This is a genomic window from Vibrio sp. MED222, from assembly GCF_000153005.1.
In the GTDB taxonomy this organism is placed as follows: domain Bacteria; phylum Pseudomonadota; class Gammaproteobacteria; order Enterobacterales; family Vibrionaceae; genus Vibrio; species Vibrio tasmaniensis_A.
Map to the genome: position 1 here is coordinate 1 of NZ_CH902608.1, position 20,124 is coordinate 20,124.

16 protein-coding genes and 1 pseudogene are annotated in these 20,124 nt (G+C 45.1%); 5 read left to right on the top strand and 12 right to left on the bottom strand.

What is annotated here, in order from left to right; all coding sequences use genetic code 11:
- The 6 genes and pseudogenes from cmk to MED222_RS21530 all read right to left on the bottom strand — a co-directional run.
- Positions 1-678: (d)CMP kinase (gene cmk / locus MED222_RS10570; RefSeq protein ID WP_009847140.1), on the bottom strand; the 678-nt coding region annotated here is incomplete at its 3' end.
- Between the two features lie 278 nt (positions 679-956).
- The gene (gene kdsB, locus MED222_RS10565; RefSeq protein ID WP_009847141.1) at positions 957-1,703 is read right to left on the bottom strand and encodes a 3-deoxy-manno-octulosonate cytidylyltransferase; all 747 of its coding nucleotides are present in this window, start codon (positions 1,701-1,703) and stop codon (positions 957-959) included.
- Positions 1,703-1,882 (bottom strand): Trm112 family protein, encoded by a 180-nt coding sequence (locus MED222_RS10560; protein WP_004736429.1) that lies wholly within the window; start codon positions 1,880-1,882, stop codon positions 1,703-1,705. The genes kdsB and MED222_RS10560 overlap by 1 nt, the downstream gene beginning before the upstream one ends.
- Complete coding sequence (gene lpxK / locus MED222_RS10555) at positions 1,863-2,870, bottom strand: tetraacyldisaccharide 4'-kinase (RefSeq protein ID WP_009847142.1); 1,008 nt, start codon at positions 2,868-2,870, stop codon at positions 1,863-1,865. The genes MED222_RS10560 and lpxK overlap by 20 nt, the downstream gene beginning before the upstream one ends.
- Before the next feature lie 14 nt (positions 2,871-2,884).
- Positions 2,885-4,633, bottom strand: coding sequence for a lipid A ABC transporter ATP-binding protein/permease MsbA (msbA, locus tag MED222_RS10550; protein ID WP_009847143.1), 1,749 nt, complete (start codon positions 4,631-4,633; stop codon positions 2,885-2,887).
- Between the two features lie 31 nt (positions 4,634-4,664).
- Positions 4,665-6,796, bottom strand: a pseudogene (locus MED222_RS21530) (DNA internalization-related competence protein ComEC/Rec2).
- A 215-nt stretch (positions 6,797-7,011) separates the two neighbouring features.
- Here MED222_RS21530 and MED222_RS10545 point away from each other — a divergent pair.
- Entirely contained in the window at positions 7,012-7,524 is a 513-nt protein-coding gene (locus MED222_RS10545; RefSeq protein WP_009847146.1) for a DUF2062 domain-containing protein, read from the top strand.
- 212 nt (positions 7,525-7,736) lie between these two features.
- Here the strand turns inward: MED222_RS10545 and lolE are convergent, their stop codons facing one another.
- The 3 genes from lolE to lolC are packed head-to-tail and all read right to left on the bottom strand — an operon-like array spanning position 7,737 to position 10,875.
- Positions 7,737-8,981, bottom strand: a complete 1,245-nt coding sequence (lolE, locus tag MED222_RS10540; RefSeq protein WP_009847147.1) for a lipoprotein-releasing ABC transporter permease subunit LolE — start codon at positions 8,979-8,981, stop codon at positions 7,737-7,739.
- Positions 8,982-9,674 (bottom strand): lipoprotein-releasing ABC transporter ATP-binding protein LolD, encoded by a 693-nt coding sequence (lolD, locus tag MED222_RS10535; protein WP_009847148.1) that lies wholly within the window; start codon positions 9,672-9,674, stop codon positions 8,982-8,984.
- Positions 9,667-10,875 (bottom strand): lipoprotein-releasing ABC transporter permease subunit LolC, encoded by a 1,209-nt coding sequence (gene lolC, locus MED222_RS10530; RefSeq protein WP_009847149.1) that lies wholly within the window; start codon positions 10,873-10,875, stop codon positions 9,667-9,669. The genes lolD and lolC overlap by 8 nt, the downstream gene beginning before the upstream one ends.
- Before the next feature lie 227 nt (positions 10,876-11,102).
- Here lolC and MED222_RS10525 point away from each other — a divergent pair, with 227 nt between their 5' ends.
- From MED222_RS10525 to MED222_RS10510, 4 genes are all read left to right on the top strand, one after another.
- Positions 11,103-11,672: a hypothetical protein gene (locus MED222_RS10525; RefSeq protein ID WP_009847150.1), complete on the top strand. Its 570-nt coding sequence runs from the start codon at positions 11,103-11,105 to the stop codon at positions 11,670-11,672.
- Positions 11,673-11,678: 6 nt separating this feature from the next.
- On the top strand, positions 11,679-15,140 hold the full coding sequence (gene mfd, locus MED222_RS10520) for a transcription-repair coupling factor (RefSeq protein WP_009847151.1): 3,462 nt from the start codon (positions 11,679-11,681) through the stop codon (positions 15,138-15,140).
- A 63-nt stretch (positions 15,141-15,203) separates the two neighbouring features.
- A complete protein-coding gene (locus MED222_RS10515) occupies positions 15,204-15,971 on the top strand; it encodes a peptidoglycan binding protein CsiV (RefSeq protein WP_009847152.1) in 768 nt (255 codons plus the stop codon).
- Between the two features lie 137 nt (positions 15,972-16,108).
- On the top strand, positions 16,109-16,654 hold the full coding sequence (locus tag MED222_RS10510; protein ID WP_009847153.1) for a GNAT family N-acetyltransferase: 546 nt from the start codon (positions 16,109-16,111) through the stop codon (positions 16,652-16,654).
- A gap of 111 nt (positions 16,655-16,765) precedes the next feature.
- On the opposite strand, the gene MED222_RS10505 is transcribed toward MED222_RS10510, so the two are convergent.
- The 3 genes from MED222_RS10505 to MED222_RS10495 form a co-directional block, all read right to left on the bottom strand.
- Positions 16,766-18,055, bottom strand: a complete 1,290-nt coding sequence (locus MED222_RS10505; RefSeq protein WP_009847154.1) for an NAD(P)/FAD-dependent oxidoreductase — start codon at positions 18,053-18,055, stop codon at positions 16,766-16,768.
- Between the two features lie 512 nt (positions 18,056-18,567).
- Positions 18,568-19,107, bottom strand: coding sequence for an alpha/beta hydrolase YcfP (ycfP, locus tag MED222_RS10500; protein ID WP_009847155.1), 540 nt, complete (start codon positions 19,105-19,107; stop codon positions 18,568-18,570).
- A 96-nt stretch (positions 19,108-19,203) separates the two neighbouring features.
- Positions 19,204-20,070 carry a phosphotransferase gene (locus tag MED222_RS10495; protein WP_009847156.1) on the bottom strand — a complete coding sequence of 289 codons (867 nt, stop codon included), beginning with the start codon at positions 20,068-20,070 and terminating at the stop codon, positions 19,204-19,206.
- Between the last annotated feature and the right edge of the window lie 54 nt (positions 20,071-20,124).

Here is a 20,124-nt window from a genome sequence, read left to right on the forward strand (position 1 = left end):
CCCAGCCAGTTTCGATTCAATATAGTGTAGTGCTTTTTCGACTACCTGCTCAATATTCATTGAGGTGGAATCAAGCACTAGAGCATCCTCTGCAGGGCGAAGTGGCGCCACTGGGCGATTACGATCTCGATCGTCTCGCTCTTGGATCTCGCTCAAAAGGTCGTCAAATTTAACATCTAACCCCTTCTGTTGCAACTGTTTAAGGCGACGACTCGCGCGCTCTTCAGCACTTGCATCTAAAAATATTTTCGCTTCAGCTTCAACAAATACAACGGTTCCCATGTCACGACCGTCTGCAACTAAACCAGGAGCTGCGCTAAAAGCACGTTGACGACGTAACAGTGCTTCACGAACGCGAGGTAAAGCAGCGACTTTTGAAGCCGCCATGCCCGTCTCTTCTTTACGAAGTTCACCAGACACATCTTCGCCTTCTAAGATAACCTTCACTAGCTCACCTTCAGCGATAAACTGAACATCTAAGTGAGTTGCAAGCGGTACTAAAGCATCTTCTGATTCAGTATCCACGCCATGGTGAATTGCCGCTAAAGCCAATACGCGATAGATCGCGCCTGAGTCTAGAAGATGAAAGCCTAGCTTATCTGCTAGTAACATACACAGGGTACCTTTACCTGCACCACTTGGTCCATCAACCGTAATCACTGGGCTTTGAGAAGGCATCTTTTACTCCACGTTTTGTCGTAAGTTTTATTCTGTACTAGCGATTCGCCACTACTTTATAGGCGGCATATTATAGAGAAAATTTGCAAGTCGAGCGAGGTAAATCTCAGATAATTCCGGGGTGATGCTACAGAAACCCATGCAACCAACTCAATATCCGTTAACTTAGATAAATAAGGCTGTCATCCGCTTCTCTTTAGGCATAAAAAAGCCTCGCGATAAGCAAGGCTCATGATTTTGCATTTTTGTAGAGCAAAGAAGTAGTCGCTAAAAGACGCTTAGCCAATAATAGCTCGAACCGCTTCTAGGTCTTCTGGCGTATCAACACCAGCTGCAGGTGCTTCTGCCGCAACGTCTACATGGATTTTTTCACCGTACCAAAGTACACGTAGCTGCTCTAGGCACTCAATACGCTCAAGGGTACTTGGTTCCCAATTGATATAGGTATTAATAAAACCCGCACGGTAAGCGTAAATGCCAATGTGACGAAGCAGTGGAGATTCAGCAGCTGTACCATTGTTCGCGTAAGCATCGCGATCCCAAGGAATAGTAGCTCGGCTAAAGTACAGGGCATACCCATCTTTGTCGGTCACAACTTTTACGGCGTTAGGATTAAACACTTCGTCAGCATGAGTAATTTCCACACCGAGTGTTGCCATCGGAGCTGTACTGTTCGCAAGGTTGTTCGCGACCTGATTAATGATCGCAGGTGGGATAAGTGGCTCATCACCTTGAACATTCACGATAATATGATCATCTGGAATCTTCATAACTTCAATCACTTCAGCGAGGCGCTCAGTGCCTGACTCATGATTCGGTGATGTCATACAAACGGTCGCGCCAAATGCTTTGGCCGCTTTTTCAACTCGAGCGTCGTCGGTAGCGATAATAACGTTATCGGCACCCGCCTTCATTGACTGTTCGTATACCCATTGAATCATCGGCTTTCCACCAATGTCAGCAAGTGGCTTCCCTGGTAAACGGCTCGATTGGTATCTTGCAGGTATAACAACCGTATAAGACATTACTTACCCTCATCCATTGAAACGGTGCGAGCTTCAGGTTCCAAAAGAACAGGAATACCCTCTTTAATTGGGTAAGCAAGGCGATCAATTTTACAAACAAGCTCTTGCTTATCCTTGTCAAAAGTTAGTTTACCTTTACATACAGGGCAAGCAACGATCTCAAGTAGACGGTGATCCATAGTATTCCATAACCTCTTTTATTCTTTTTAAAATTTGCTGTTGCGAATCTTCATCAAACTGCGCAGAAACTGGAAGATACCACCAGTTATCTTGCGCATATTCTTCGCATTTTACAGCGTCTTTTTCTGTCATAATCATATTCATACCTTTTTTTGCCAAGGCATGAAGTTCATCTTTATCAAAATCTTGATGGTCAGCGAAGCCCTGCGTGTAAACCACGTCACCATCAAGGTTTTCCAATGTTTTGAAAAAGCGTGGTGGGTGACCGATACCAGCAAAAGCCACCAGCTTCTGTAATTCTGCCACAGACCTTTTCTGACCCGTCTTCAGGTTAACCGCTTGGCTTGGAAGCAAAGACATCGAGAACTCTCGCCCGTGCGCTTTACCGCCATTATTAACCAAAAAGTCTACGTCATCTAAACGAGATATAGGCTCTCTTAATGGGCCCAAAGGAATTAGGCACTCACTACCAAAGCGTCTCGCACCGTCGATAACAGCAAATTCAATATCGCGTTCAAGTGCATAATGCTGAAGGCCGTCGTCAGTGATGATGACATTAACCCCTTCGCTCAGCAAAGCCTTTACTGCGTTTGCGCGCACAGGGTCAACCGCTACAGGCGCACCAGTTCGCTTACGAATCAAACGAGGCTCATCACCAGAGTGCTCTGCTGGCGTGTTTTCATCCAACACTAACGGATAGTTTGGTGCTTTCGCCCCATAACCTCGAGAAACAACACCTGGCTTAAAACCGTGAGCCTGAAGCATCTCTACCAACCAAATCACAACCGGTGTTTTGCCATTGCCGCCAGCGGTGATATTACCAACAACAATCACGGGTAAAAGCGGGCGATAGGTCTCTTTTTTCCCCGATAGATAAGCATCACGACGTTGACCGCTGATCATTTTGAACAGCTGACTCAATGGCCACAATAGCGGCCAGAGAAAGTATTTTAATGGGTGATTGTTAAACCAAATTTTTTCGATCACAACAAGACCTAATCTTATCCGCTGAACTGAATTCGGTGTAGTTGTGCATAAGCGCCATCAAGGGCGATGAGCTCGGCATGTGCACCTCTTTCTACAATATGCCCATCATCAACCACTAGAATCTCATCAGCTTGCTCGATAGTAGAAAGTCGGTGTGCGATAACAAGTACTGTTTTGTCTTTCTGCAGCTCTTCTAACGCAGATTGAATCGCTCTTTCTGACTCGGTATCCAATGCAGATGTCGCCTCATCAAGGATCAGAACAGGTGCATCTCTCAATAGAGCACGTGCAATCGCGATACGCTGTCTTTGACCGCCAGACAGGCTCGCGCCATTTTCGCCAACAACCGTATCGATGCCATTTTCCATGCCTTCGATAAACTCGCTTGCATGCGCAAGTTTAGCCGCGTGTTCGATCTGTTCACGTGAATACTGTTCTTCAGCTGCGTAAGCGATGTTGTTCGCAACCGTATCGTTAAATAGGTGCACATTCTGGGAAACAAGAGCGAAGTGCTCACGTAGATTTCTTAATTCATAATCACGAATGTCGTGACCATCAAGCTCAATAGAGCCAGAGTCTACGTCATAAAAGCGAGTAAACAGGTTCGCAATGGTACTCTTACCCGAACCTGAACGGCCGACAAGTGCGACTGTCTTGCCTTTCGGTATATTAAAACTGACCTTATCAAGCGCTGCTTTCTCTGCTCCTTGGTAAGTAAATGTCACATCTTTTACTTCAACTTCACCCGCTACGGTTTCAGGCTTCAACGTACCTTTATTTTGTTCCGTATCTAGATCCATCAAACCAAATAGGGTCGTACTCGCTGCCATACCACGTTGGAATTCAGACGTTACGTTAGTCAGAGCTTTTAGTGGGCGTAGTAAACCAAACATCGCCGAGAACACAACAGTGAACGTACCAGGAGTAAGCTCTGCTTTAATTGAATCAACACTAGCAAGAAATAGAACAACTACGATTGCAAGTGATGCAATCATCTGAATAATTGGGTTAGCGGCCGCTTGAGCAGTGATTAGCTTCATGCTTTGTTGGCGCATTTGGTTACTAACTTGGTCAAAGCGGTGTTTTTCTAGATCTTGTCCGCCATACGTTAGAACGACTTTATGTCCTTTCAGCATTTGTTCTGCAGAAGAGGCGACGTGACCCATACTGGTTTGCATGTTCTTAGAGATCTTTCTGAATCGCTTCGATACGATACTGATTGCCCACGCGACAAGAGGGGCGACAGCGAACAACACCAAAGACAACTGCCAACTATTCCAGAACATCAGCGTCAACAGGCCAATAATACTTGCACCTTCACGGACAATACTGACTAATGCTTTACTGGTTGCCGCAGAGACTTGCTCTGAATCGTAAGTAATTCGAGATAGCAGCGCACCAGTCTGTTCTTTATCAAAAAAAGAAACTGGCATATGCATAAAATGGCTGAATATTTTACGTCGAATTTCCATGACCACATTGCCTGAAACCCAGCTCAAACAATAAGTTGAAACAAAGCCACTGATGCCACGAACGAACATCATGACAAAGATAATGAGAGGGAGCGTACGTAAAAAGTCAGATTCTGCATTACCAAAGCCTTCATCAAGTAACGGCTTTAGTAAGGAAATCATGTAGGTATCAGTGACAGCATTTATAATAAGCGCAATAACCGCAACACCAAGGCCGGCCTTATATAGTCGAATATAAGTCCAAAGTCTTTTAAATGTGACCCAGGTAGTTTCATCTGTTTGTGTTGACATAGAATCGCTTAATTTTCTCACAATAATCTTCCTATTCTACTCCCTTACGAAGCATCTGCCTATACCACTGTCTGCCTTGTTGTTCTCTAATCTCATGATATTGCCAACCTTCTTGACCAATACTGATGGTTATTTGGCCGCTTTCTCCAGTATCAAGCCAAGCACTCCCTGCGTCGTGATAACGTTCAATAACGGATTCACTCGGCATCCCCCATTGATTGCCTTTGCCCAAAGAAGCGATCGCTAACTGAGGTGAAACGGCCTCAATAAAACTGGCGATCGAAGACGTATTGCTACCATGATGAGGAACAAGCATTACGTCACTTCGAAGCCGTTCGCCTTCGCGTGCAAGTAACCACTCACTGACCAATTCAATATCACCAGTAAGTAACATCGAGAACTCTAGATCGGGGTCAAAAAGCCTGACCACGCACGAATGTGGGTTATACGCCCTCTTCACTTGTTTGGGAGGCCACAAGACCTCAAAAGCAACCCCTTGCCAAGTCCATACTTCTCCTAAAATACATGCTTGAATATTTGACGATTCTTGAATCGTAGATTGTCCTTGTTGACTGATATTCTGACTGGCTCTTACCCACTTAGGGTTGTAATTTTCAAGTAACGACGGATAGCCACCAGCGTGGTCAGAATCGAAATGACTCACTATTATACCCTCCAACTCATGAATTCCCCTCTGATTCAAAGTAGGAATAAGTAAGGATTCGACAATGGAACCTCCTGGCCATGCGTTACCAAGATCGTAAATAACAATCTGATTGTTCTTTTCTAAGAGCAAAGACAACCCGTGACCAACATCCAAGATATCGATAGTTAGTTTGTCTTGTTGAGGCTTGCCGAACTCCCACCACAGTACAAACACGGTAATAATCAATATAGATAGTGCTCGCTTGAAATATCGACTGACAAAACCGAAAAACAAGATGAGGAATACAGACAACTCAATCGTGTGATTATCCACTTGAAACCAAAATCGTTCAGAGAAAGGAAGACTAAATACGAGAGGCTCAAGCGATAAGTCGACCAACATCCATAATTGTTCAGACAAACCATTGTTGAATGTAGTTAAGCCAACGCCACCTGATACTGGCGCCAATATTAAGCTAAAGAACATTGCCAGGAACAATAGTGGAATAACCACCATCGACACCCAAGGTAAAAGGAGCAAGTTGTAGAAAACAGAGACTAAGCTGACCCCATTAAAGAACAGCATCGAAAAGGGAGCAATCAGGAATGTCAGCATTAACTGAATCTGAAGAGCTGCAGTGCTCGGTCGATAAATGTTGAGTTTGAATCGGATGACTGACTATTTAACGCAATGTAAAGAACGGCACCTAACGCACCAAAAGACAACCAGAAGCTACTCGATAATGCTGAAAATGGCCAAATTAGCAGAACCACGCACAGACTTAAGGCGACATACCGAAACAAACTGATATTTTGCCCACGCCACAAGAAATAGCTGGCGATAATACACATCACCAAAGCTCTCAAGGTGGGCAGCGTGAACCCAGCAAACCAACTGTAGAAATAGGCTAAGCCGACTCCGAATATTGTGGGCAACCAAAGAAGTGAAGATGATAGTAACCTGAATACCTTTCCTACTTGATAGCCGATACCAAAGGCAATCCCAATATGCAGCCCCGAAATAGCCATCAAGTGAATCAAACCACTGCTTTTAAGTAAGTCCCAACGCTGAGAGTGAATAAGGTCTCGATAACCAAAACTCAAAGCCATAATGAGGTCTTGATTTGCCAGTTGACTTAACCTTTCAAGACTGTTTTCAAACCAATAGGACCGTAAGTTGCTATTGGTATGAATGCGATACTTTGTATTAGATCTGTAAATTGCATTGGCAACCACACCTGCGCTAAACAGATACTTTTCTAAATCAAAGCCTGCTTCATTGAGTTTGCCCCATACAGGCTTTATATACACAGATAAATTGACATCATCTCCGAGTGTTAACTTAAAAGGAGTAAACAAACGTAATTTTATTAATTGAGGAAAGATTAATTTTTCGCCGCCAATTGATCTAGCTACTATTACGCTTTCAAAACCGTGGCTATTTTCACTAAAAAGGCTAACAACCGAAGCATTTATGGTAGTATTCTGCCCTGATTGAAATAAGCGACTCGTTTGTATTTCAATTACATTCCCTAGGCAGATAACTAGTATCAATGCTGTTGCTAGACCTCTTGCACTCCGGAAAACGCTATACTTTGTTGATGCTAGTAGTAACAACAGCATCAATGGTGCCCAAACCCAATGAGGCATCACAGGCCAGAAGCTGGCAGACACAACTGTCGCAGCAAATGAAATCAAGAACCAAGTGTTAAACAAGAGAGTAGCTTCCTCCTATGCCAAGAAAGTTTATCAAACGATTTATGCCTGACCATGAGCTAATCAAGCGTCAGAAAGCATTGAAAGTTTTTGGCAATGTTTTGTACAACCCCAACTTATGGTGCCTTAATCGTCGCTCTGCGGCAGGCGCATTCGCTGTTGGGTTATTCATGGCGTTTGTCCCTCTACCAAGCCAAATGATTATGTCTGCAGGCCTTGCTGTCGCATGTGGCGTTAACCTACCTTTGGCTGTCGCACTTGTTTGGATCAGTAACCCGGTCACTATGCCCGTTCTCTTCTACTTTGCTTATAAAGTCGGGGCGTTTGTTATGCATGTACCACCTCAAGCCTTCCATTTCGAATTGTCTTGGGACTTCATCTTGGCGCAAATGAATACAATCGGGCCTCCTTTCTTACTGGGTTGCCTGATTTGTGGCGTGGTTTCAGCAATGATTGGCTACTTTGGTATTCGCGGGTTATGGCGTTACTCAGTAGTAAGAAGTTGGAAGAAGCGTCAAGCAAGGTACTGACAACTTTTCCTTGTCGTTCAATCTATCCTTGTATGCGCTTCACTTAAACCGCACACAAGTTAAAGTCAGATGAACCGCAGAACTCTGCAATATTGGGATGTAACCACAGTCGTAAAGAATGCAGATTGAATTCAAAAAAAAGGATCCCATCAGGGATCCTTTTTTGTGTATGCCATTTGTCTATCATGCTACATGAAGTATTACTAAGCGCATTACTTCGAGCTAAGCACCGAGGCAGGGTTTAACTTGGCTGCTCGTGATGCTGGGTACCATGTCGCCAATAGGCTCAATACAATCGCTGTACCGGAAACCACAACAACATCCGTCATATCGAGTTGTGATGGCAAGAAGTCGACAAAATAGATGTCACCGGACAAGAACTGGTGATCAACTAGCCTTTCAAGCCCTTTGATAAGTGTCGTGAGATTAAGCGCCACTAACACGCCTATTACACTGCCCACCAAACTACCTAACACACCGGAGAATACGCCCTGCCAAACGAAAATGCGTTTCACAAGGCCGTCCGATGCGCCCATGGTTCTTAAAATCGCGATCTCTGATGCTCTGTCTTTTACTGCCATCATTAATGTCGAGACAATATTGAAACAAGCAACACCAATAACCAGTACCATCACCAGATACATAATGGTGCGAACCAACTGAATATCTCGATACAAGAAGCCAAACTTCTGTTGCCAGCTTCGTAGATACACATACACATCAAGCTGGTTACCCACCTCACGCACAATAGAGTTCGCGTTCAGAACATCGGTCACTTTTAAAGAAACCCCTGTCACAGCCTCACCTAGGTTTGCGTAAACTTGCGCATCGCCGATCGGGATCAAAGCTAAGCTGTGGTCAATTTGGCCATTAAGCGTCAGCAAGCCAACGACTTTGACTCGAACACGTTTAGGTGCTTGAACCTTAAGCGAACCATTCACCGTCGGGATCATCAGAGTTAAGTAATCACCGACTTTCGCGCCAAGTACATTGGCCACGCCAGAGCCCAGGATAATCTGTTGTTGCCCTGCCTTAAAATCGCTCCAAGCTTTCTTATCGATAAAACTCGATAGGCTCGATACTTGTTGCTCAAGTTGTGGATCAACACCGCGAACTTCAATTGCTTTCAGCTCTTTGCCTTTTTCGGCAAGCGCGGTAATTTTCACATAAGGCGCAGCTGCGACAACGTCTTCATGTTGGGTCGCTTGTTCGATCACATGCTCCCAACGTGTTACAGGTTCATTGACGCCCTCAAACTCACCGTGAGGAATGACAGAAAGTACTCGTGATTGAAGCTCTCGCTCAAAACCATTCATTGCAGATAAGCCGATAATGATTACCGCGACACCAACAGCAATACCAATTGTCGAAGACAAGGAGATGAACGACACCATTTTGTCTCGTTGTTTCGCCCGGCTAAATCGGCCGCCTATCAATAGAGATAAAGAAGAAAACACTTAGCTCTCCTCTTTTTCTACGTTGACCAGTAAACCATCTTGCATGTGAAGTTGGCGATCCATCTTACCGGCAAGTTCACCATCGTGAGTCACAACCAAAAAGGCAGTATCGTACTCACGGTTCAGTTCGCGCATTAAGTCGTAAATAGAAAGTGCTGTGTTGTGGTCTAGGTTACCAGTCGGCTCATCCGCCAACACTAGCGCAGGCTTGTTCACCAATGCACGAGCAATTGCCACTCGTTGCCTCTCACCACCTGAAAGTTCTGAAGGTCGGTGGTCAACACGATGACTTAGCCCCACTTTATCAAGTAACAACTGTGCTTCTTGTTTAGCTTTCGCTGGCTTCTCTCCACCTATCAACAACGGCATTGCTACGTTTTCTAACGCTGAGAAATCAGAAAGAAGATGATGGAATTGATACACAAAGCCAAGATGCTGGTTGCGAAGCTTGGCCTGCTTATTCGAACTCAAAGACGCTAAGTCTTGTCCGAGAAAGCTTACGCTGCCATCAGACGCATCATCCAGTGCCCCTAAAATATGCAATAACGTACTTTTACCGGAACCAGAGGTACCAATGATAGCGACTAGCTCACCCTTTTCGATTTCAAAGCTGACGCCCTTGAGAACCTCAGTATCTAACGAGCCTTCACGGTACGTTTTACGGATATCATTACATTGAAGGAAATTACTCATAACGAAGGGCCTCAGCAGGTTTTACAGACGATGCACGATAAGAAGGGAATACAGTGGCAATCAAGCTAAGTGCAATAGCCAGAACCACAACAACCGCAATTTGGATTGGATTAATCAATATTGGCAACTGTCCACCAAATGAAAACAGAGCAACACCCATCGCCTCTAAAATAGTATTGAGGTTCGAAGCTAAAATCACGCCCAGGATGCCACCAGATAATGCGCCGATCACACCACTGCTTGCACCTTGAACCATAAAGATCCCCATGACTTGACCATCACGCATACCTTGGGTTTTTAAGATGGCGACTTCGGACTGTTTCTCCATCACCACCATAATAAGCGCAGAAATAATGTTAAACGCAGCAACACCAATGATCAGCCCAAGCATCAAACCCATCATGTTTTTTTCCATTCGAACGGCTTGGAATAGCTCGCCACGTTGGTCTCGCCAATCGCTCCACACCCAACCTTCCGGTAGCGGTTGGTTTGATAGTTCTGCCACTTCAAATGGGTCATCAAAAAACAGTCGCCAGCCTGAAATGGTGTCTGATTTATAGCGCATCAAACGCCCAGCATCGTTGATATCTGTCACCATCAATTGAGCATCGATATCCGAACCCGTGTTAAAAATGCCAGCTACGGTAAAATTTCGTTGGCTAGGTATGCGCCCTAACGGTGTGTATTGGCTGGCACTGGTGACCATTAAGCGAACTTTGTCGCCCATAGACACTTTCAAGTTTCTTGCCAAGGTATGACCAAGGAAAAGCTGATACTGACCAGCTTTGAGTGAAGACAGTCTGCCAGCAATTAAATGATTCTGAAGAGGGTCATCTGAATTTGGCTCAATACCGATTAACAAGCCCGCAGATAACTGAGCAGGACTTTGGATCACCGCTTCACTGCGAACAATAGGTTCTACGTGGCCATTGAGCGACATTTGCTCCGCAAAGCTAGGTGCTTGAGCAGAAAGTGACGTTGTGCCTCCTTGCTCGTAAACGACGGCTTGAGGAAGGACACCAAGAATTCGGTCTTTTAACTGCGCTTCGAATCCATTCATTACCGACAAAACAGTAACCAGAGACAGCACACCAATGGTAATTCCGGCTGTCGACATATAAGAAACAAAACGGCTAAAGCGATCACCGGAACGGCCTTTCAAATAACGCAGGCCAACAAACAATGAAATAGGATGAAACATACTTTGAACCATCTAAAGGAGATGCGGGTTAATGTAACGGGTATTGCCGTTACTGTGTAGGGGTTAATTGAAAATATAGAGTGAATTAACTCAATTAGTTAGGCTTGAAAAACAGAACCTTGTCAAATAGCTAACTTTCAAACAACTATTTGAGACTTTCAATTAACTGACCTTGATTACTGCGGCCACATAGCGATAATCAATAGATCACTTCAAGGAACTAACGCATGACAGAACAAGAGTTTTTTACCGTTCACCACAGCCTTACCGCTAATATTGAGCCAATGGACAGTAACTTCGCTTTACCTTCTCAGATTCAGTTCGAATCGGAGATCCCTGCCCCTTTTGTAGTGGCAAGTGAATTTAGCCAATTGGATCTATTAGCTGACAGTGCTCGCAACGAACTGAAAAACAGCGACTTGAAGAATGTCATCAGTTTATTGGATGCACAGAACTCTAAATTAAACCTCTTGTTGAGCTTTATGTTATCGCAACAAGATGATGAACAATTTCGTACCCATACGTATTCATTTGGCGCGAGTCAGTTCTCGTGTTTTTCCAAAACAGATATCGAAGCGGGTCGCTTAGTTAAAGCAAAGCTCTTTATCGAGCACCCTGCCGCCGCTATCTATTGCTACGCGGAGGTCTTCGCTAGCGAACCTAAAGATTCAGGCTTCGAAATCAAATTCAAATATGCTCATCTTCGTGATACTGACCAAGACTTGTTGATCAAGGCTGCGCTCCATCAACAACAAAAGCTCTTACGTCAACGCTCTCTAGAACGAGATAACAAGTAAATAGACATGACAAAACAATCCATTTTCACACTACCTAAGCTCAAAGGTGCCGGTGACAAAAAGCACATCGGTAACCTAGTTGGTTCATCTCTCGCGCTTACTATCGCTAAACTAGCGGAGCAGCATAACAGCCATACTTTACTTGCAGTGCCTGATCCTCAGATCGCACTCAAGCTTCAATCTGAAATTGAACAGTTTACGGCACATGAAGTTGCGTTATTTCCTGACTGGGAGACGCTGCCATACGATAGCTTCTCGCCGCACCAAGAGATCATCTCAGATCGTATAGCACGCCTTTACGCACTGCCAACGCTAAAAGATGGCATCACGATCGTTCCGATCAGCACGTTATTGCAACGCCAGTCACCGCGCGACTTCTTACTACAACACACGTTAATGGTGAAAACAGGCGATCTCTATTCACTAGAGAAATTACGTCTGCAACTCGAAAAGTCGGGCTATCGCTATGTTGACCAAGTGTTTGGCCCGGGTGAATACGCTAGCCGTGGTTCTATTCTCGACCTGTTCCCAATGGGCAGCAAAGACCCGTATCGTATCGACTTCTTCGATGACGAGATCGACACGATCCGTACTTTCGAACCTGAAAACCAGCGCTCTATCGAAGACATCTCTGAGATTCGACTGCTGCCTGCTCACGAATTCCCAACCTCGGAAACAGCGATTGAAGATTTCCGTATTCGTTGGCGCCAACAGTTTGATGCGCGCCGTGAACCAGAATCGGTTTATATGCACGTTTCTAAAGGCACGTGGCCTGCTGGTATTGAGTATTGGCAACCGCTGTTCTTCGAGCACACCGAAACCTTGTTTGATTATGTTGCCGATGAAGCGCAACTCCTGATTCTAGGTGATGTCGAGACTGCAGTAGATTCGTTCCTAACGGACGTTTCTCACCGATACGAGCAACGCGGTGTTGACCCGTTACGACCGCTGCTGACACCTGAACAACTGTGGCTAAAGAAAGACGAGCTGTTCGCACACTTCAAACAGAAGCCACAGGTCAACCTAAGCTTAGACACGATTGAAGAAAAAGCTGGGCGTACAAACCTTCCGGTTATGCCTCTGCCTGATCTCAGCGTTCAGCATCAGAATAAAGAACCGTTGTCTAACTTAAGAAAGTTCACTGAAGCCTTCGATGGCAAGGTTGTTTTTTCGGTTGAGTCTGAAGGCCGCCGTGAAGCTCTGAGTGAATTGCTTCGAGGCATCAAAGTTCGTCCAAGCGAAGTTGAAAACCTCGACGCGGCAATTAAAGGTAAAGATAAGTTCACCCTGATCCTAGGTTCTGCTGAGCATGGCTTTATCCACGAAGAGCAAAACATCGCCCTTGTCTGTGAAAGTGATCTATTGGGTGATCGCGTTATTCAGCGTCGTAAAAAAGACAAAAAAAGCGTAAACAGCGACACCGTAATCCGTCACCTTGCGGAACTTAAACCGGGCCAACCCGTTGTTCACATTGACCACGGTATTGGCCGCTATATCGGCTTGCAAACACTTGAAGCGGGTGGGATGAAAACCGAATACGTAACACTTGAGTATCAACACGATGCCAAGTTATACGTGCCTGTTGCCTCTTTGAACTTAATTGGCCGCTACTCTGGTGGCGCTGAAGATTCTGCACCGCTACACAAACTTGGCGGTGAAGCATGGCAGAAAGCTCGTAAGCGCGCCGCAGAGAAAGTCCGTGACGTTGCAGCAGAGCTACTTGATGTTTACGCCAAGCGAGAGCTAAAACCTGGCTACAAGTTTGTGCTCGACCGCGGCCAATACGCGACTTTCAAGTCTGGTTTCCCGTTTGAAGAAACCGATGACCAAGCGATGGCCATCAATGCTGTTATGTCTGATATGTGTCAAGCAAAAGCCATGGATCGTTTGGTGTGTGGTGATGTTGGCTTTGGTAAAACCGAAGTCGCGATGCGTGCAGCATTCGTTTGTACCGACAACAGCAAACAAGTGGCGGTGTTAGTACCAACTACCCTACTTGCTCAGCAACACTTCGAGAACTTCCGTGACCGTTTCGCCAACTTGCCGATTCGTGTTGAGGTTCTATCCCGATTCAAATCAGCTAAAGAGCAGAAGTTGATCATGCAAGATGTCGCCGACGGTAAGGTCGATATCTTGGTAGGGACTCACAAGCTGCTTTCGAGCGATATTAAGTTTAAAGACCTAGGCCTGCTGGTTGTCGATGAAGAACACCGATTTGGTGTGCGTCAGAAAGAGAAAGTGAAAGCGATGCGTGCGGATGTCGACATCCTAACGCTTACTGCGACACCGATCCCGCGAACGCTGAACATGGCAATGAGTGGCATGCGTGACCTTTCGATCATCGCTACACCACCCGCACGACGCTTGGCAATTAAAACCTTCGTTCGCGAAAGTGATGATGCCATCGTCAGAGAAGCGGTGCTGCGTGAAATCATGCGTGGTGGTCAGGTTTACTTCCTGCACAACCAAGTCGACACGATTGAGAAAACAGCAGAGTCACTACAGAAGTTGATTCCAGAAGCACGCGTTACTGTGGCTCATGGCCAGATGCGTGAGCGCGAACTAGAACGCATCATGAATGACTTCTACCACCAGCGCTTTAACTTGTTGGTGTGTACAACCATCATCGAAACCGGTATCGACGTACCAACGGCAAATACCATCTTGATGGATAGAGCCGATAACCTTGGTTTAGCACAGCTGCACCAATTGCGTGGTCGTGTCGGTCGTTCTCACCACCAAGCTTATGCTTACTTGTTAACGCCACACCCTAAAGCAATGACCAAAGATGCGATCAAGCGATTGGATGCGATTGCTTCGCTCGAAGACTTGGGCGCAGGCTTTACCTTAGCAACTCACGATTTAGAGATTCGTGGTGCGGGTGAGCTGTTAGGTGATGAACAGAGTGGTCAAATCCAGTCAGTTGGTTTCACCTTGTACATGGAGATGCTTGAACAAGCGGTTGAAGCATTGAAGGAAGGTCGAGAGCCATCGCTTGATGACCTACTGAGTGAACAAACTGAAATTGAGATGCGTTTGCCAGCACTATTGCCAGATGACTACATCCCAGACATCAACACGCGCTTATCAACGTACAAACGTATTGCGAGTGTGAGTGACACCGACGAATTGGCAGAGTTGAAAGTCGAGCTGATTGATCGCTTCGGCCTTCTGCCTGACGCAACCAAGAACTTGTTATCAGTTTCTGAGCTAAAATTAGCCGCAGCGTCTATCAAAGCGAAGAAAATTGAAGCTCACGATAAGGGGGGATTCTTAGAATTCTACCCGGATGCTGACATAAACCCGGCCTACCTTGTTAAACTGTTGCAATCTCAACCGCAAAAGTTTTCAATGGAAGGACCAACAAAGTTCAAGTTTACGATACCATTGGTCGACAGACGGAAACGAATTCAATTTGTTAGTGATTTATTGGGCGAATTCAGACAAAACTTGCTGCCTTCAGCATAAGACCCAATCCACTTGCACATATAAATTATCCAGCCGGTAGTTCGGCTGGAAGACGGAGTAAAAATGAAAAGACTGATCCCACTGCTACTATTGTTCGTCTCACTGCCAAGTTTGGCGCAGAGACAATTTGATATAGAAGTGATCATTTTTAAGCGCGCTGTTGATGCAGAGAAGGTGAACGAATCTTGGCCAAATACACAGCCTAAGATTTCACTTGAACGCGTTGGTTCATTTCAAGATACCCAATACCGAGCAAAGAAAGGCGTTCAAATGCTACCTTACTCGGAATACAAGTTAACGCCTCAGAAAGACAAGCTACGTAAACACGCTGGCTTTGAAGTTCTGATGCATACCGCTTGGCGTCAAGGCGACCAAGGTAAGAGCTCTGCACCTGTTTTCCATATTCAAGCAGGTAAAGATTTCTCTAAACAGTTTAATGCTGATGGCTCTGAAAAAGGCGCAATCACTACAGGCAGCGCTGATGGGTTCCAAGAAGAGACCATTGATAAGCCACTCTACGAATTAGACGGCAAGCTGCAAATCTACGTTCAGCACTACCTATACGCTGAAACGACATTAGATTTAAAAGCGCCAAGCGTTCGTGAAGTAACTCTACAAGAGCAACAAATCGAGCTAGATTCACCAGTAAGTGGCGCAGAAAGCAACGTCCAAGTGGGCAACCTAACTGAGATTTCTCCGACGGTTGAAGTCCAAGAGTTCCTTAAGAGCTACCGCATGGACCAGAAACGTCGTATGCGCAGCACAGAAACTCACTACCTTGACCACCCACTTCTTGGAATGGTAATTCAAGTTAGACGTGTAGCGCAGTAAGTTACTTGCCGATTCGGCTATAATTATATAAATAATTCAATCCGCCCTCCTAGTGAGGGCGTTTTATTAAGTGCTATCTATCTTTATTCTGTACTGACTCTCTTTGTTCAGTACTTACACGTTACTTGGTACGTCTTATGAGCCCTGAATTTCAGATCAACACACAAAATCTTAGCCTTAAAATCATTGAGGCCTCAGATGCTCAAGAATTTTCTCAACTGGTTAAGTCCTCCCCTAGCTTGTTGCCATGGGTCGACTGGTGTCATAGCGAGTTTTCTATCGTCGAAGCCGAGAAGTTTATTCTGGCGACTCGCTTAAACTGGGTGAAAGCCGATGCGTTTGGCTTTGGCATCTTTGAACGAAAAAGCGATAAGTTAGTCGGTATGGTTGCGATTAATGAGCTTTACCACACCTTTAATATGGCGAGTTTAGGTTATTGGGTGGGTGATGACTTTCAAAGGAGAGGGATCGCCAAAGAAGCGATGCTCGCCCTATTTGAATTTTGTTTCGCGCAACTCAAGTTAACGCGTTTGGAGATTGTCTGCGATACCGAGAACCTACCCAGCCAAAAGTTGATAGAGAAGTGTGGCGCTGAGCGAGAAACCATTGCCAAGAATCGATTTCTGTTTAACGGTAAGCCCAAAGATGGCGTGGTTTATTCTGTGCTGCCTCCAACGTCTTAACAGCAGAAATGAGTTCAACACCTGCGATAGCACGTAAGCGACACGATCAAAAAAGAGCTCCAAAGAGCTCTTTTTTTATTATCAGCGTAATGACCTTAAAGGCTTACCTGATTAGTGAAGCTTTAGGTTTGGACGAAGTACACGGTTAATACGACCAACCAGCATCATCAGTGATGTTTTGATTAAGCCGTGAAGCGCCATCTGGTGCATGCGGTACAAAGAGATGTACACCACACGAGCAATACGACCTTCAACCATCATCGAACCTTTCGTCAGGTTACCCATCAAGCTACCTACCGTAGAGAAACGGCTTAGTGAAACTAGCGAGCCTTTATCTTTGTAGATGTAATCTTTCAGGTCACGACCGTTCAACTTAGCAATGATGTTGCTAAATGCACAGCTTGCCATTTGGTGAGCCGCTTGTGCACGTGGCGGAACGAATGAACCATCTGCTTGTGTACATTGCGCCAAGTCACCGATAGCAAAGATGTTGTCATCCAAAGTTGTTTGCAGCGTGTTCTTCACAACCAACTGGTTGATACGGTTGGTCTCAAGACCACCGATATCTTTCATGAAATCTGGTGCTTTGATACCTGCTGCCCATACCATGATTTGAGCTGGGATCTTGTCGCCATCTTTGGTTGTTAGGCCGTCAGAATCCGCCTGAGTCACCATCGTATTCGTACGAACGTTCACACCAAGCTTGGTTAGCTCAGAGTGTGCTGCACTTGAAATACGAGGAGGTAGAGCTGGAAGAATACGCTCACCCGCTTCAACTAGGTTTACGTTCAGCTTGCTTGAATCTAGGTCGCCGAAGCCGTAAGTACGAAGCTCTTTAACTGCGTTGTGTAGCTCTGCAGAAAGCTCAACACCTGTTGCACCAGCACCAACAATCGCGATGTCTACCGTGCCTTGACCGTTCTTAGCGTGAAGCTTTAAGAACTGGTTGTTCATTTCTGTACGGAAACGGTGTGCTTGCTCTGGGCTATCAAGGAAAATACAGTTGTCACGAACGCCTGGAGTGTTGAAGTCGTTTGACGTTGAGCCTAGCGCCATCACAAGAATATCGTATTCAAGTTCACGGCTTGGCATCAGCAGTTCACCGTGCTCGTCTGTAAGCTCGCTTAGTGCAATCACTTTACGCTCACGATCGATGTCGTTCAGGCTGCCCATTTGGAAATCGAAGTAATGGTTTTTTGCGTGCGCACGGTAGCTTAATGCATCAACACCTTCATCCAGTGAGCCCGTTGCTACTTCATGAAGTAATGGTTTCCATAGGTGGCTTGCTTTACGGTCTACCAGAGTAATCTGGGCACGTTTCTTACGACCTAAAGTGCGGCCTAGCTTAGTTGCTAGTTCTAAACCACCAGCACCACCGCCTACTACGATAATTTTTGTCACAGTGACAATCCTCTACAAAATGAATAAATGGGGTTCGGCTCGATTACTCCAACCGATAAATTCTATGTATCTACTCGGCCTTGAATGCGAAGGCTGTTACAAATTGGATTACCGCGAAAAAGAATAACGACAGCTCACCGAGTAGTTAGAGGGGTTACAAACAACAAGTATTGGTTTGTTGTTTTGCTCACATGGATAAAAAAGGTGACTACCTGAGAGGCAGAACACAAATTATGGACAAGTTTTTTCACTCGCTCTCAATTTTTTTTGATATTTGTCAAAATATTTTGCTTTGGAACATTATATATAGCAAAAAGATGACCGCAACAAAAAAATCCTTACCCTCAATGAGGATTCGCGACTAATTAGTTAACGTTTGCGCAAACTGATCTATAAATGCGCAAACTCACAGATAAAACAGCGATAACCGCTTTATGAAACACGAACGCAAAAGTTCAGATGTAAAAAAGCAGCACTCATTGAGCACTGCTTTTATAAAGCATCCAGATTGATTAAGCGTTTTTGAACGCTTTCATTGCTTGAAGATGTTGAGAGATCTTTTTGAATTTATGACTCTCTTTCTCATCCCAGATTACGTCGTAGTAATCTTCTAGCGCGGCAGCGGTTTTGGTATTGTCGTGGATTTCATCTTCACGAGACAACACTACCAAACAGCGTCCTTTGTTTTTCATACGATACTGAGCAACACATTTAGTTGCGATGTCTTCGTATTCTTCTGGACGGTCAATTCGACCCACCATGTTATTCTCAGGATGCAGATTAGGGTTGAACACCACCTGCTTAATTCCACATAAGAAACCAATACGCTCAGACCAAAAACCACCTAAACCTACACCACAAATAATGGGATGCGGATCATCGGATTGCTCTATCACCTTATGCACTTCTTTAAGCAGATGCTGCATATCGTGTTTTGGATGCAAAGTACTGTAGTTGATGAAACGAACGTCATCATCAATGAATTGCAACTGCAGTATTTTTTCGTGATTGCCCGGGCTTGTTGAGTCGAAGCCGTGTAGATAGATAATCATTGTACCTCCCCCATTGAATATTGGTACGTTTTGATCAATCTAACACGAAAAACAAGGTTTTAAAGGGAAGACCTCTGAAATTATATTTTTCACTTCCTAAACGTGATCATAGCTACATAAAGTGTGACTAAGAGCCTCTGCTTCACGCAGATAACTGTCATCGCCCCATAGCTGATGAGCAAGTAAATACCACAGCATTGCCATCATTTGGCTTCTTGGTAACCAGGCTTCTACTCCGTCAAGCCAAGATTGGGGATCATGGATACCTCTTAGCTGACAGTACTTATTAACAGCTTCTATAACTGGTAATCGGGCAACAGCAATAGTCAGCGTAAGATCAAGCCTTGGGTCTGCTAGCGCTGCGTATTCCCAGTCAATGATCTTAATCCCATCTTGATTCTTCACAAGGTTATAGCCACCGAGATCAAAATGACACAAAGACAGGCCTACACTTGGGATACTTGGAGCCACGCGCCACTCTTGATAAATCTTGGTGCAGGTTTCAGTCTTATGAACCGCATCAAGCTGAAGCCAGTAGTGGTCAACTCGAGCCGTATAGCTGAACGGTTGGAGCGGCAGTCGCGCAGTATTAACCAAATGCACTGAGATCAGCGTCTTCAGTAAATCATCCTGCTCGAGTCCTTCGTACAACGTCTCACCCGCGATCCATTCAACCAGTAAGCCTTGCTCATTGACCACTATCGGACTTGGTCCGATATCTAGACGCTCAATAGCAGACAGTACTTGATACTCTTCATGGCGAGAGATGAAGAACGCTTTGGTGATGGGGGTAATTGGACGCCAAACATACGCGGTGCCATCGGCTAAAACCAATTTCCAACATCGATTAGTCAACCCACCTGTCAGTGTCTGTGCTCTGATTGGAGGCTCAGAAAAGTAGCCATCAAGAGAACTCAAACTGGTATCAAGAAGCTTTGCTTCAGACCAAGAAAAAATCGCCATATTTACTCCCTATAAACGTCTTAACTGCCCTATAAACGTCTTAATTTCCCTACA

Bases quoted from the DNA above. Each gene is read 5' to 3' on its own strand.
- kdsB (WP_009847141.1), bottom strand. From the start codon at position 1,703: ATGTCTTATACGGTTGTTATACCTGCAAGATACCAATCGAGCCGTTTA.
- MED222_RS10560 (WP_004736429.1), bottom strand. From the start codon at position 1,882: ATGGATCACCGTCTACTTGAGATCGTTGCTTGCCCTGTATGTAAAGGT.
- msbA (WP_009847143.1), bottom strand. From the start codon at position 4,633: ATGTCAACACAAACAGATGAAACTACCTGGGTCACATTTAAAAGACTT.
- MED222_RS10545 (WP_009847146.1), top strand. From the start codon at position 7,012: ATGCCAAGAAAGTTTATCAAACGATTTATGCCTGACCATGAGCTAATC.
- lolD (WP_009847148.1), bottom strand. From the start codon at position 9,674: ATGAGTAATTTCCTTCAATGTAATGATATCCGTAAAACGTACCGTGAA.
- lolC (WP_009847149.1), bottom strand. From the start codon at position 10,875: ATGTTTCATCCTATTTCATTGTTTGTTGGCCTGCGTTATTTGAAAGGC.
- MED222_RS10525 (WP_009847150.1), top strand. From the start codon at position 11,103: ATGACAGAACAAGAGTTTTTTACCGTTCACCACAGCCTTACCGCTAAT.
- mfd (WP_009847151.1), top strand. From the start codon at position 11,679: ATGACAAAACAATCCATTTTCACACTACCTAAGCTCAAAGGTGCCGGT.
- MED222_RS10515 (WP_009847152.1), top strand. From the start codon at position 15,204: ATGAAAAGACTGATCCCACTGCTACTATTGTTCGTCTCACTGCCAAGT.
- MED222_RS10510 (WP_009847153.1), top strand. From the start codon at position 16,109: ATGAGCCCTGAATTTCAGATCAACACACAAAATCTTAGCCTTAAAATC.
- ycfP (WP_009847155.1), bottom strand. From the start codon at position 19,107: ATGATTATCTATCTACACGGCTTCGACTCAACAAGCCCGGGCAATCAC.
- MED222_RS10495 (WP_009847156.1), bottom strand. From the start codon at position 20,070: ATGGCGATTTTTTCTTGGTCTGAAGCAAAGCTTCTTGATACCAGTTTG.